General features: G+C 65.3%; 11 protein-coding genes. 5 read left to right on the plus strand and 6 right to left on the minus strand.

Going from position 1 to position 12,829, the window contains the following annotated elements; translation table 11 throughout:
• The first annotated feature begins 22 nt into the window (after positions 1-22).
• Complete coding sequence (locus FB461_RS04115; protein WP_142119213.1) at positions 23-1,375, plus strand: class II 3-deoxy-7-phosphoheptulonate synthase; 1,353 nt, start codon at positions 23-25, stop codon at positions 1,373-1,375.
• 188 nt (positions 1,376-1,563) lie between these two features.
• Here FB461_RS04115 and pknB read toward each other — a convergent pair whose 3' ends face one another.
• A complete protein-coding gene (gene pknB / locus FB461_RS04120; protein WP_142119215.1) occupies positions 1,564-3,648 on the minus strand; it encodes a Stk1 family PASTA domain-containing Ser/Thr kinase in 2,085 nt (694 codons plus the stop codon).
• 73 nt (positions 3,649-3,721) lie between these two features.
• Here pknB and FB461_RS04125 point away from each other — a divergent pair, with 73 nt between their 5' ends.
• Positions 3,722-4,147, plus strand: coding sequence for an Rv2175c family DNA-binding protein (locus tag FB461_RS04125; protein WP_142119217.1), 426 nt, complete (start codon positions 3,722-3,724; stop codon positions 4,145-4,147).
• A gap of 61 nt (positions 4,148-4,208) precedes the next feature.
• Here the strand turns inward: FB461_RS04125 and FB461_RS04130 are convergent, their stop codons facing one another.
• Positions 4,209-5,345, minus strand: a complete 1,137-nt coding sequence (locus tag FB461_RS04130) for a polyprenyl synthetase family protein (RefSeq protein ID WP_170222604.1) — start codon at positions 5,343-5,345, stop codon at positions 4,209-4,211.
• A 110-nt stretch (positions 5,346-5,455) separates the two neighbouring features.
• Between FB461_RS04130 and FB461_RS04135 the strand changes: the two genes are divergently transcribed.
• A complete protein-coding gene (locus FB461_RS04135; protein WP_170222605.1) occupies positions 5,456-6,673 on the plus strand; it encodes a DUF4192 domain-containing protein in 1,218 nt (405 codons plus the stop codon).
• Positions 6,674-6,931: 258 nt separating this feature from the next.
• On the plus strand, positions 6,932-8,707 hold the full coding sequence (locus FB461_RS04140; RefSeq protein ID WP_142120746.1) for an RNA polymerase sigma factor: 1,776 nt from the start codon (positions 6,932-6,934) through the stop codon (positions 8,705-8,707).
• Positions 8,708-8,815: 108 nt separating this feature from the next.
• Here FB461_RS04140 and FB461_RS04145 read toward each other — a convergent pair whose 3' ends face one another.
• Positions 8,816-9,022 (minus strand): DUF7455 domain-containing protein, encoded by a 207-nt coding sequence (locus FB461_RS04145; protein ID WP_142119224.1) that lies wholly within the window; start codon positions 9,020-9,022, stop codon positions 8,816-8,818.
• A 141-nt stretch (positions 9,023-9,163) separates the two neighbouring features.
• On the opposite strand from FB461_RS04145, the gene FB461_RS04150 reads away from it, so the two are divergent.
• Positions 9,164-11,266, plus strand: coding sequence for a DNA gyrase/topoisomerase IV subunit B (locus tag FB461_RS04150; RefSeq protein ID WP_142119226.1), 2,103 nt, complete (start codon positions 9,164-9,166; stop codon positions 11,264-11,266).
• Between the two features lie 54 nt (positions 11,267-11,320).
• On the opposite strand, the gene FB461_RS04155 is transcribed toward FB461_RS04150, so the two are convergent.
• From FB461_RS04155 to FB461_RS04165, 3 genes are read right to left on the minus strand one after another with little or no spacing between them, the layout of a single operon-like run.
• Positions 11,321-12,205, minus strand: coding sequence for an SURF1 family cytochrome oxidase biogenesis protein (locus tag FB461_RS04155; RefSeq protein ID WP_170222606.1), 885 nt, complete (start codon positions 12,203-12,205; stop codon positions 11,321-11,323).
• Complete coding sequence (locus tag FB461_RS04160; RefSeq protein WP_142119230.1) at positions 12,198-12,413, minus strand: hypothetical protein; 216 nt, start codon at positions 12,411-12,413, stop codon at positions 12,198-12,200. Before FB461_RS04160 ends, FB461_RS04155 begins: the two co-directional genes overlap by 8 nt.
• Complete coding sequence (locus FB461_RS04165; RefSeq protein ID WP_170222607.1) at positions 12,410-12,784, minus strand: DUF3099 domain-containing protein; 375 nt, start codon at positions 12,782-12,784, stop codon at positions 12,410-12,412. The genes FB461_RS04160 and FB461_RS04165 overlap by 4 nt, the downstream gene beginning before the upstream one ends.
• Positions 12,785-12,829: the final 45 nt, after the last annotated feature.

A 12,829-nucleotide genomic window follows, 5' to 3' on the forward strand; every position in this document is an offset into this window, starting at 1 on the left:
TGGATGAGGGGCCGGCCCACACGTGACTATCGAATCCAATGTCAACCAGTCGAATGACCTCGACTCGTTCCGCTCGCTGACCGCACTGCAGCAACCGACTTGGCCGGACGCTGAGCGGCTCGATCGAGCGCGGTCGATCCTGTCGGAGAATGCGCCCATAGTCGTCCCTGCGGGGGCGGACCAGCTTCGGGACAATCTCGCGAGAGTGGCGCGCGGCGAGGCATTCCTCCTGCAGGGCGGAGACTGCGCCGAATCGTTCGCTGAAGCGGATTCCGCCCGCATCGGGAACAAGATCCGGACGATCCTGCAAATGGCGGTCGTGCTGACGCACGGCGCGTCGATGCCTGTCGTCAAGATGGGGCGCATGGCTGGCCAGTTCGCCAAGCCGCGCAGCTCCGACACGGAGATCAGGGACGGCGTGGAACTCCCCGCCTACCGCGGTGACATGGTCAACGGCTTCGAATTCACGGCCGAGTCTCGGATTCCCGATCCCATGCGGATGGTTGAGGGTTACCGCATCTCCGCGGCAACCCTCAACCTCGCCCGGGCCTTCACGCAGGGTGGCTTCGCCGATCTGCGCCGCGTTCACGAATGGAACGCCGGATTCCTGAAGAATCCCGCCTATAAGCGCTACGAACGCACTGCCAAGGAGATCGATCGAGCGATCAGGTTCATGGCCGCATGCGGTGTCGACTTCTCAGCGCTGCGTACCACGGATTTCTTCGTCGGTCACGAGGCGCTGTTGCTGGACTATGAGCGTTCCCTCACCCGGATCGACTCGCGCACCGGCAACGCGTACGACACGTCCGCGCATTTCCTCTGGATAGGGGAGCGCACCCGGCAACTCGACGGCGCCCATGTGGAATTCCTGTCCAAGGTCGCCAACCCCATCGGCATCAAGCTGGGGCCTACGACAACGCCGGATCAGATGATGGCTCTGGCGGAACGGATAGATCCCGACCGCGTGCCGGGACGACTCACCTTCATCACGCGCATGGGAGCCAGCAGGATCCGCGAGGTACTGCCGGTTCTGACGACAGCTGCCAAGCGCGAAGGACTGGTTGCGGCATGGGCAACCGACCCCATGCACGGCAATACCATTACCTCGGCCACGGGGTACAAGACACGCCGATTCTCCGATGTGATGGATGAGGTCGTCGGATTCTTCGAGGTGCATCGCAGCGTGGGCACCATCCCTGGCGGCTTGCACATGGAACTGACCGGCGACGATGTCACCGAAGTGCTCGGCGGCTCGGAGGAGATCGACGACGAGGGCCTCGCCGCGCGCTACGAAACACTCGTCGATCCGCGCCTCAATCATCAGCAGTCACTGGAACTCGCATTCCTGGTCGCGGAGATGCTGGTGACCGGCTAGCGTGTCCCGCCTCGCTCAAAGAGCGTTCGCCGGTCTGCGCAGCCCGTAGTGCCGCCCACAGCGCAGCCCGCAGTCCCGCAGTGCCGAGTTCTAGCTCTGCTCCGGGACGATGGGGCGTCGCGTGATGACCAGCATCGTCGTCTCCGCCCGCGAACGAGGCGGCGGCTCGCGGCGCAGGGACACCGCCGCTACCAGACGGTAATGGTCACCTTCGTCCCCTTGGGAACCTCGCTGTTCGGTTCCTCGCTCTGGAATCGAACCTTGTCGAAGTAGGCGCCGAGATAGCGATTCACCTCGAACTTGAGGCCGGCATTCAGCAGTTCGGTGACGGCACCGTCCTCGCTCAACCCCCGCACATCGGGCACCACCACTAGTTCGGGCCCGCGCGAGACGACCACCGTCACGGTATCGAGGACGTGCCCCGAGGTTCCGGCCACCGGGTCCTGACTGATCACGGATCCACGCGGAACGGTGTCGCTGTACTGAGAATCCGCCTTGTGCCAGGTCAAGCGGAGCGCCTCGACATCCTTCTTCGCGTCCTTTTGGGGGTGCCCTACAACGTTCGGGATCTGCACGGGCTGCTTGCCGCCTGAGACCGTCAGCGCGATCAGTGTGTCGTGTGGCTGCTGCGAGCCCTCGGGAACCGATACTGCGGTCACGGCACCTTTGTCGACGTCGTCGTAGTACGCGGTCGTGATGGTGGGCTCGGCGAATCCCGCCTCCTTGATCGCCGTTATCGCCGCAGCCTTCCTGCTGCCGATGAGCTTGGTGGGTACCTCGAAGTGCTGAACGCCCAGGGACACCACCAACTCGACGGTGCTCCCTTTGCGAACACGTGTGCCCGCCTCGGGATCAGTCGTGATGAGCTGGCCGGCGCGCACCGTGTCCGAGTACTCGCTGGTGCGACTCGTGTCGAACCCCGCAGCGATCAGCGCCTGTTCGGCACTGTCGGCCGCACCCACGGTGCCCGCCTGAGGAACCATGCGGTACGCGCCGGGGCCCACGCCGTTGTACACGAAGTAGCCACCGCCAGCGATGGCTAGGACGATTACCAAGCCGATGACGAGCCGGGTCGCGAACCTGCTACGTCGGCGCCCAGCGCGCCCCGGATCGCTGACGGCGGGCGAGGAATCTTCGGTTTGCAAGAGGCGGTGCGGCAACGTGCGCTGCATGTCGATCGCCAGGGTGTGGGCAACTCCAGCGTTCGCTACCGCCCCCGTGGATTCGGTCGGCGGCGATGCCAGGTCGCTGACTTCGTTCGGGTGCGCATCCGCGCTGGCGATCTCGCCTGAATCGATGGCAGGCTCGGAGTCGTGGTCCGCGCTCGCCTGGTCCAGGGAGGAACGTGAACCGATCTCGTCGGTGGGCTCGTCCTCAAGGGCAGCGGGCGTGAGGACCGGCATATCGAGAACCTGCTCGGAGAGTTGCGCGCGAACCTGGCGCAGGCTCGTCTTCGCGGCGGTGGCGTCGGTGAAGCGGTCGTCTGGGTCGCGGGCGATCATTCCGGCCAGCAGTTGCTCGACCTCCGTGGGAAGCCACGGCAGTGACTCGCGCACCAGAGGACTGGGTGCATTGAGGTGCTGCAACGCGATCTGAATGGCCGTGCTGCCGCCGAACAGCGGCTTTCCGGTGAGCACCTCGTAGAACGTCGCCCCTATCGCGTAGATATCCGTGCGCGCATCCGCATACCCCCGGTCGATCAGCTCGGGCGCCAGGTATGCGACGGTGCCGAAGATGGTTCCCGTGCTCGCTGCCGTGACCTCCGTCACGGCGCGTGCGAGCCCGAAATCGGCGACCTTAACGCGGCCATCGGCACTGAGGAGGATGTTCTCCGGCTTGATATCACGATGGACGAGACCGGCGTGATGCACCGTGGCGACCGCCGAGAGCACGTCCTCGATGATCGCGAGTGCCTCGCGTACGCGCAGCGGCGGCAACTCGTTCACCCGAGCCCGCAGATTGGTTCCGGAGACGAGTTCCATGACGAGGTACGAGACTCCGCCATCTATACCTTGATCGTGCACGGCGACCAGGTTGGGATGTGCGAGGCGAGCGGCAGCCTTGGCTTCGCGTCGGAAGCGGGCGACGAAATCTGCGCCGCCGGGTGCCTGGGCGAGGTGGGGATGCATGACCTTGAGCGCCACGTCGCGGTCGAGACGCTCGTCCACGGCGATGTAGACCGTGGCCATCCCGCCACTGGCGAGCCGGCGTACGACGCGGTAGCGCCCGTCGATCGTGATACCGATGAGTCGGTCCGCCTGAGGAGTGGTCACAGCCGGATTTTATCTGTCACACCTCCCAAGTCGGCGTTCGACCTACCGCTAGGAGTGCAATTAGGCTTAGCGCATGCCAGTTGACAGCGCCGTGACGCACGAGTATCCCGCCATTCAGTGGTTGTCCGTTCCCGAGTTCGCCGATCGACTGGGCACTAGCCCCGCATCCGTTCGCGGCGCATTGAAGGATCATCGGATCGTGGGCGTGAAGGAATCGCACGACGTCGGAGTGAAGATACCGGACGTGTTCCTGGTGCCCGCGCACCTGGCCAATGCCGCGGCGCCCAAGCCGGCACCGGCCGATGGCGTCATCCAGGAGATCATCCTCCCGTCGCTACGCGGGACGATCATCGTGCTCGTGGACCAGGGCTTGAGCGACGACGAGCAGACCGAGTGGCTGCTCTCCCACCACGATGACCTGGGGACTACGCCCATCGAGGCCCTGCGCCGGGGCAATAAGAGCGCGGTTCGCCGAGCGGCTCAGTTGATCGATTCGTGAGGACGAGTGCTCCGCGCTGGCTTTGCGCGTCGCATCGACGGGTTCGAGGTCGGGCTCGAGGTCAAGCGCTTCTGGTGACGTTCGCGATAGCGAGCTGACGAAGGCCCTCGGCAGCATCTGGGCGCAGCGAGCATTCGGCGAGCGCCGATAGGGACGCTTCAAGCCGCATCGCGATCATCGCCTCGACGCGTTCCAGGGCGCCAGTCGATGCCATGAGCCTGGTGATCCACGCCACCTCCTTCGCGGGCAATTCGCCGGCTCGCACGAGGCGCGTCAGCCTGACACCGTCGCGGGGGTCAGCCAGTACGAGCGTCTCGGTGAGCAGGGCGGTGCGCTTGCCTTCGCGAATGTCGTCGCCGGCGGGCTTGCCCGTTACCGCGGGATCGCCGAAGACTCCCAGAACGTCGTCGCGCAATTGGAACGCCTCGCCCAGGGGCCGGCCGAATCCGGCCAGCCGGGCGGCCTCATCAGGGCTGGCGCCCGCAAGCGTGGCGCCCAGTACGAGGGGGAACTCGACCGAGTAGCGGGCAGATTTCGCTAGAACCACCTCCAGCGAACGTGCGCGATCGCGATCAGTGTTCTCGCCCCAGTCCGGGAGTGATTGCGAATATAGATCCAGGTACTGTCCGGCGGTCACGCCGATGGCCATCTCGCGCCACAATTCACGCAGACGGGGGACGATGCGGTCGGCGTGGGGGGATTGCGCCGCGAGTTCGCGAGCCTCAGCCGCTGCGTCGTCGGCGGCGATCAGCGCGAGATCACCCGCCAGGATGGCTCCGGCGGTGCCGAAGTGAGCGGAATCACCGGTGCCCTGCTGATTGCGATGGGCGGCGCTGAGGACCACGTGCGCGGAAGCCGCGCCGCGGCGCGTTTCCGATCGATCGATGATGTCGTCGTGCAGGAGCGCGGCGGCCTGGAAGAGTTCCAGTCCGGCACCGAGCGCCAGTACGGTGGCCGCGGGCTCGCTCGCAGGTGCCTGCAGGTAGCCGCCCCAGGCAGAGAAGGCCAGGCGAGCGCGCATGCGTTTCCCCCCCTGCATGAGGACTCCGATGAGTTGGGCGAGGATTGCCGCGTCCGCCCCCGCGCCTACCGCGGCGGAGTCAATGGCCGCAATCCGTTCGTGCAGCTGCGCGTCGAGTCGGGTGAGGAACTCGCTGTGTTCAGCAGTGGCGGGGGAGGGCTGGGCATTGGCGGCCATGAGCATCAGCCTAGGTGGCCCAAGGGCGAATTCGCGAACCGCGACGAGTTGTTTTCCACATGCGGCCCGTCAGCGCGCGCACGTGCGCCCGAGTCGGCAGAGTCACGATCATGAATCAAGTAATCAGAGTCGCCGATGCGCGAGAGGTACTGGCACTGGTGCCGTTTCAGTTGGGCTACACGCCGCGCGAGTCGGTCGTGTTCGTTGCTCTGCGCGGGGAGCGGCAACGGCTGGGCGTCATGGCTCGTGCCGACGGTCGAGACCTCGTTCAACCCAGTGGCAAGAGCCTGCTCGGGTCGATAATGGACTTCCTGGCACGAGACGGCGCGACCAAGGCCATCGCCATTGTGTATGCCGACTGCGATGACGGCTCGGTAGCGCCGTGGCTGAACGAGGCCGTTGACCGCATCGAACGCCTCGCGGTCCGGCGAATGCCCGTCACCGCCTGGTGGGTGAACGGCACCGACCTTCGGATCGGACGCCATGATCTCGAGGCCGCTCAGGCGGTGAGTGAGAAATCCGCAAACGCGCCAGAATCGGCACTCGGAGCGTCCGGCCTGAGCTGGGACGAGCCGTTGCCCATCGGCGATCTTTCGACGACTCAGGTGAGCGCAACGATGGTCGTGCACGGGCATGTCGTGGCGGGGAATCGAGCTGAACTCGCTCGACTGCCGCGGATGTCGCCGGAATTGGAGCACCGCTTGTGGCGTGCAGGCGATCGCTACCGCAGATTGTTCAAGCCGCCGCTGGACGCCGCCGATTCCGCGCAGGGCAGGCAGTGGCTCGCGCGTTCGGGAGAGTTGTGGGACGCCGCTCTCGACGCCTCCGCGGCGCGCAGTTTCAACGGGATCACCGGGAGGCCGGAACTGCCGCCTCTCACCTGGGCGCGGTTGGGTGTCGCGCTGAACCACAAAGGCGTGCGAGACCGCGTCCTGGCACGGATTGTCGGTATGTCTCTCGAGGGCGGGTCGGACGCCGATTCGGCACCGTCGAGCGGAACAGGAGACGGCGCTGACTTCAGTGAGTTGTTCGCGCCTACGGGTTCGACGGTGCCGGATACCGCACTGCTCCAGGGCTTGTCCGAGGCCGTGGCGTACGCAACGGCCGCCACGCGGCACAAGCACCGATCGGACGGGCACGCCGTGCTCGCGTTGCTTGCCTGGTGGGAGGGATCGGGCGCAAAGGCCGCGGAGCACTGCGATACGGCGCTGAGGATCGATCGGAAGCATAGACTCGCGGTCCTGGTTCGCCACATGCTCGACATCGGTTTGCCGCCGGGCTGGGTGGCGAATCGGGATTCGCGGTTCAGTGAGGCGATGCGCGAATGAGTTGGGCGAACGCGGTTGCACGACATTCTTCCGACTCGGCGGTCAGTAGTTCGTGCGTCGCCAGCGGGACGGGCAGGGAATAGGCGGCCCAGTGCGGTGGTTGTATCCCGTGAAGTTCCCGACGGCACCGGCTTTGGTGCGACGCAGAAAGTGGGCGGCTCGGGGGCCTCGTCCAGGTACAATATAGACGAGCCGGGTTGCCCGGCGGTGTCTTTCCCCCAATACTCTGCCGAAGGGTCCTTTGTGGCGAACTCCCAGATGAAGAACTCGTATGTTGCCCATTTTCAGCACGAGGCACTACGCCGACTGTTCGAGGATGGACGCAAGAACGGCGAGGTATCGGCAGCCGACGTGCGTGCTGCCTGCGATGCGGCGGAGATCAACGACGCCTCTTCTCTTCGGGCCGTTCTGGATGCCCTGACGGGTTCCAACGTGGCCATCGTCGACCTCGGATCCGCCAGCATGGTCGCCGCGGCGGCGAGTTCGCGAAGCGGCGGCGTCAAGGCACCCGCAGCGAAGCGAGCCGCGTCGAGCAAGGTTGGGGCTACCACGAAGTCAAAGTCCGCCTCGACCTCCGCGTCGAGCGCTGAGACCGCTGAGGAGGATCGTGTGACCGAAGCGAAGGCAACGACGAGGAAGACGCGCGCCACCGCTGTCAAGGCAGAGAGCACGGATGGGGCCAAGCCCGTCACCACGAAGAAGGCAACCACAAGCCGCAGTAAGAAGGCGGAGCCGACTGATGCAGTTCCGGCTGCGAGTGTCGCTACCGAGGAAGAGTCGGCGACCAAGGCTGCGGTGAAGAAGCCGGCGGCGAGGAAGTCCGCCACGAAGGCAGCTCCCACCAAGAAGGCGCCGGCACGGAAGACCAGCACGAAGGCCAAGGCGGCTGCCGCAGAAGGCGACGCGATCACTGAGCCCGCGCAGATCGACGAGTCGGAGATCATCGAAGACATCTCGGTGGACCTCGAGCCCGAGGTGACCGACAAGGAGGAATCGACCTCCACCGCGAACGCCGACGCGACATCCTCCAAGCCCGTCGAGGCGGAGGAAACCGAGGAGAGCACCGGATTCGTCGTGTCCGACGCGGATGACGACGACGCTCCTGCCCAGCAGGTCGTGACCGCAGGCGCTACCGCCGATCCGGTGAAGGACTACCTGAAGCAGATCGGAAAGGTCGCGCTCCTCAACGCGGAGCAGGAAGTCGAACTCGCGAAGCGAATCGAAGCCGGACTCTACGCCGAGCAGATCCTCAAGACCCAGGAACTTGAGGGCAAGGAACGGCGCGAGTTCGAGTGGATCACCAAGGATGGGCGGCGCGCCAAGAATCACCTACTCGAGGCGAACCTCCGGCTGGTGGTGTCGCTCGCCAAGCGCTACACAGGGCGCGGCATGCTCTTCCTGGATCTCATTCAGGAGGGAAACCTCGGTCTGATCCGCGCCGTCGAGAAATTCGACTACACCAAGGGCTATAAGTTCTCGACCTACGCCACATGGTGGATCCGTCAGGCGATCACGCGTGCCATGGCCGACCAGGCAAGAACGATCCGCATCCCGGTGCACATGGTCGAGGTCATCAACAAGCTCGCCCGCGTCCAGCGGCAGATGCTGCAGGACCTCGGCCGCGAGCCCACGCCCGAGGAACTCGCCATCGAACTCGACATGACCCCCGAGAAGGTCGTCGAGGTCCAGAAGTACGGCCGCGAGCCCATTTCGCTGCACACCCCGCTTGGCGAGGACGGCGACAGCGAGTTCGGTGACCTCATCGAGGACTCAGAGGCGATCGTTCCGGCGGACGCAGTAAGTTTCACCCTCTTGCAGGAGCAACTGCGCCAAGTGCTCGACACGCTATCCGACCGCGAATCAGGGGTGGTCTCCATGAGATTCGGACTGCAGGACGGTCAGCCGCGCACCCTTGATGACATCGGCAAAGTATACGGTGTCACGCGCGAGCGGATCCGCCAGATCGAGTCGAAGACCATGTCGAAACTCCGCCACCCCAGCCGCTCGCAGGTGCTACGCGACTACCTGGACTGATCAGCCCGCTCCCTTAAGTGAGCGAGACAACGAAGAGGAGGCTCCCCGGCCAACGGCCGGGGAGCCTCCTGATTTTCCGCACGCTGTACCGCAGACGACAGCCCGCGGTCAGTTCTCGCTGTACAGCTTGGCGGTCTCGTCCTGGATGTGCGTGGCGATCTCGCGGTAGCTGTCCGCGTGCTCCCGCGCGTGATGAGCGCAGAAGAGCAACTCGCCGACGGGTAGCATCACCCGCACATAGGCACGGGCTCCGCAGCGATCGCAGCGATCGGCGGCGGTCAATTCTGCTGGCTCGAAGCTGGTTGTAGTAGTCACGTATTAATCAAACCATCAAGGAGTGAAAACAATGCCCGAATTTCCCCGGGTTCGCTCACCGCGTAGCGGTAGGAGCGCGGTCGCACCCGTCGGCGGTGCGCCTGCGGCGCTCCTCAGCCGACGCGCGGTATGGTGGCGCCGATGACTTCACCAGCCGACTACACCGCGCACCATCTCACCGTCCTCGAAGGACTCGAGGCGGTACGCAAGCGACCGGGCATGTACATCGGGTCCACGGACTCGCGCGGACTCATGCACTGTCTCTGGGAGATCATCGACAACTCGGTGGACGAGGCGCTGGGCGGGCACTGCACCCGCATTGAGGTGATCCTGCACGAGGATGGTTCCGTGTCCGTCAACGACAACGGCCGCGGCATCCCGGTGGATGTGGAGCCTAAGACGGGCCTCTCCGGTGTTGAGGTCGTATTCACCAAACTGCACGCCGGTGGCAAGTTCGGCGGCGGCTCCTACAGTGCGTCGGGCGGGCTCCACGGCGTCGGCGCTTCGGTCGTGAACGCACTCTCGGCACGCCTCGACGTCGAAGTCGACCGTTCGTCGAAGACCTACCGTATGAGCTTCCGGCGCGGGGAGACGGGCACGTTCGCGGGCGAACTCGGCGCGGAGGCGCCGTTCACCCCCGCTACCTCGGCCGCACTTCCCGTGGTCGGCAAGGCCAAGCGCGGTGTCACGGGAACCAGGGTGCGTTATTGGGCCGATCGCCAGATCTTCCCAGAGAGCTCCAAGTTCGCCTACGACGAGTTGCTCGCGCGTGCGCGCCAGACGAGTTTCCTCGTCCCCGGGCTCGAGATCATCATTCGCGACCGCCGCGGGCTGCCCGGCACGCCGGGCGAACACGGTGAGGTGAGCGAGGTATTCCTCCACACCGGCGGCACCAGCGACTTCGCCGACTTCCTGGCGCCCGACGCCGCGGTGACCGGAACCTGGGTATTGCGGGGCCGAGGGTCCTTCACCGAGACCGTGCCGGTGCTCGATTCGCGCGGTCATATGAGCCCGCAGGAGGTCGAGCGCGAATGCGACGTCGACATCGCCCTGCGCTGGGGCACCGGCTATGACACAGTCGTGCGCTCGTTCGTCAACATCATCGCCACCCCCAAGGGCGGCTCACACCTGGCCGGCTTCGAGGCGGGATTGACGAAGACGATCCGCAAATCGGTCGAGGCCAACGCGCGCAAACTGAAGGTTTCCACGAAGGACTCGTCCTCGCGGATCGACAAGGAGGACGTGCTCGCCGGGCTCACGGCGGTCGTCACAGTGCGCCTCGCCGAGCCACAGTTCGAAGGGCAGACGAAGGAGGTGCTCGGTACGGCCCCCGTGCGCAGCATCGTGAGCAAGGTCGTGGAGAAGGAACTCGGCGCGGTGCTGACATCCACCAAGCGCGACGATCGATCGCAGAGCTCGCTGCTCCTGGAAAAGGTGGTCAACGAGATGCGCGCGCGCATCTCGGCCCGCAAGCAGAAGGAGATATCGCGGCGCAAGAACGCGCTGGAGACCAGCTCCCTGCCCGCGAAGCTGGCCGACTGCCGCACCGACGACGTGTCTCGATCGGAGCTCTTCATTGTGGAGGGGGACTCCGCCCTGGGCACCGCCAAGCTCGCGCGATCGTCGGACTATCAGGCGCTGCTACCTATTCGCGGCAAGATCCTTAACGTTCAAAAGGCGTCGATCTCCGACATGCTCAAGAATGCCGAGTGCGCCGCCATCATCCAAGTGCTGGGCGCGGGATCGGGGCGCAGCTTCGACCTGGAATCGGCCCGCTACGGAAAAATCGTCCTCATGACGGACGCGGATGTGGACGGCGCGCACATCCGCACGCTGCTGCTCACCCTCTTCTTCCGGTACATGCGCCCGCTGGTCGACGCCGGGCGGGTGTTCGCGGCCGTCCCGCCCCTGCACCGCATCGAGGTGTCTGCGCGGCGCGGGCGCGAGTATGTGTACACGTACTCCGAGGCGGAACTCGCTACCACGCTCAAGCAACTGACCAAGGCCGGAAAGAAGTTCAACGACGATATCCAGCGTTACAAAGGGCTGGGTGAAATGGACGCCGATCAACTCGCTGAGACCACGATGGATCCGCGACACCGCACGCTGCGTCGCGTCTCCATCGAGGACGCGGCGGCCGCCGAACGGGTTTTCGAACTCCTCATGGGTAGCGACGTCGCACCCCGCAAGGAGTTCATCATCGATAACGCGGCGGGCGTCGACGCCACGAAAATCGACGCCTGAGCCCCGTCTCATCTGGCTCTCGCTATCGACGACCGCACCGCCACTGACGGCGGATCAGCGCAACTGGTGGCTTATCTCCTCGTCCTCCGCTGACTCGTCAAGCCCCTTGGTGCGCGCGGCACTCCGGGACGTGCCTTGCGTCGCATTCGGATCGAGCAGATCGTTGAGCGTCACCCGGGCGGGACGACGCTCCCGGACGAAGAGCACGATGAAAGCGCCCAGTATCCCGGCCGCGAACGTCCACCACTGGAAGGCATAGGAAAGGTGCGGCCCCTGGTCGGTCTCGGGACGGGGGATTGCGCTCAACTCGTTCGAGTCGTTCGGGCCCAGCGACGGATCCGCGACGACGTAGAACGAGGCCTCCATGACGCCGTCGCTGTTGCCCACGCCTGCGGCGAGCGTAACCTGTGCCGGCGTGAACGTGTATACCTGGTGGCCGGTCACCGCGCGGTTGTGGTCCGGCTCGGCGGGGCGGATGCGGCCCACGACCGTGACCTCGCCTGCCGGCGGCAGAGGCGGGTCGATCTGCTCGACTGGAAGGGACGTAGCGAGGTATCCGCGGTTCACGACGATCAGCGAGCCATCGGGTACGGCGAGCACCCCGAGCACGTGAAAGCCTGACCCGAGCCCAATAGGGCGGTTGCGCACGAGGACGGGCTCCCCGACGTAGGTGCCCGTGAGCGTGACCGGACGCCACTGCACGGCGTCGACGTCGCCCCTCGCGGTCGTGAGGATAGTGGACAATGGCGCGGGTGCCTGGTCGTATGACGCTTCCACGACGGCGTTGCGCGCCCCCCGCGCCTCGTGCCTGCCCCACTGCCAGAATCCAAGACTGACACAAGCCGTGGCGACGATGAGGGTCAGGGCAGCCAAGATTGCCCACGAGCCGGCCGACAGGCTGTCCGGCTTACCGCCGAATTCGGTCTGCGCGTCAGTCATCCGCATCGACCAGCGGCACCGTGTCGAGCCAGAAGCCGCGGAGTTCCAGGAATCGTTGCAGGTGATCGACGTGGCCAGGACAGGCCGCCCAGATCTTTCGACGATCGGGAGTGTGGACCTTGGGGTTGTTCCATCGAACGGCGAACTCCGCAGGCTCGGTGCAGCGCTTGGAGTTGCAGATCTGAGGTTCGTCGATGGCGTCGGTCATGTCTGCGGGGCGCCTTCCTCATCGGGGGTCTCCGGAGCCTCGCCGGCCGTCAGCCGCTGGACCGGGTGCGTGTACCGAAACGAGGTGTCCGTATCGCGACCGTCACGCCCGGTGTTGACGCTGATCACCGCGAAATACGGCAGCACGGCTGCCGCAGACATCAGGATGAAAGTAACGGCTACGGGCCAGCCGAGGCGCCAGGAGATGAACGCCATGATGAAACTCACGACGCGAACCGTCATCTTGATGAGGTAACTGCGCATGCGACGCTGCTGGTCTACGGAAAGCGGCTCGGGAACATTGGTGATCCGCAGCTCCGGACCCTCGCCCGGCCGCGTCACCTCGGGGCGCTGCAGCTCGCGGTCGGACACGATTCAAGTGTATCGAGTTCGCCTTGGGGTAACTGCCTGGTGCGC

The sequence above is a fragment of the Rarobacter faecitabidus genome, from assembly GCF_006716265.1.
GTDB classification, from domain to species: Bacteria; Actinomycetota; Actinomycetes; order Actinomycetales; family Cellulomonadaceae; genus Rarobacter; species Rarobacter faecitabidus.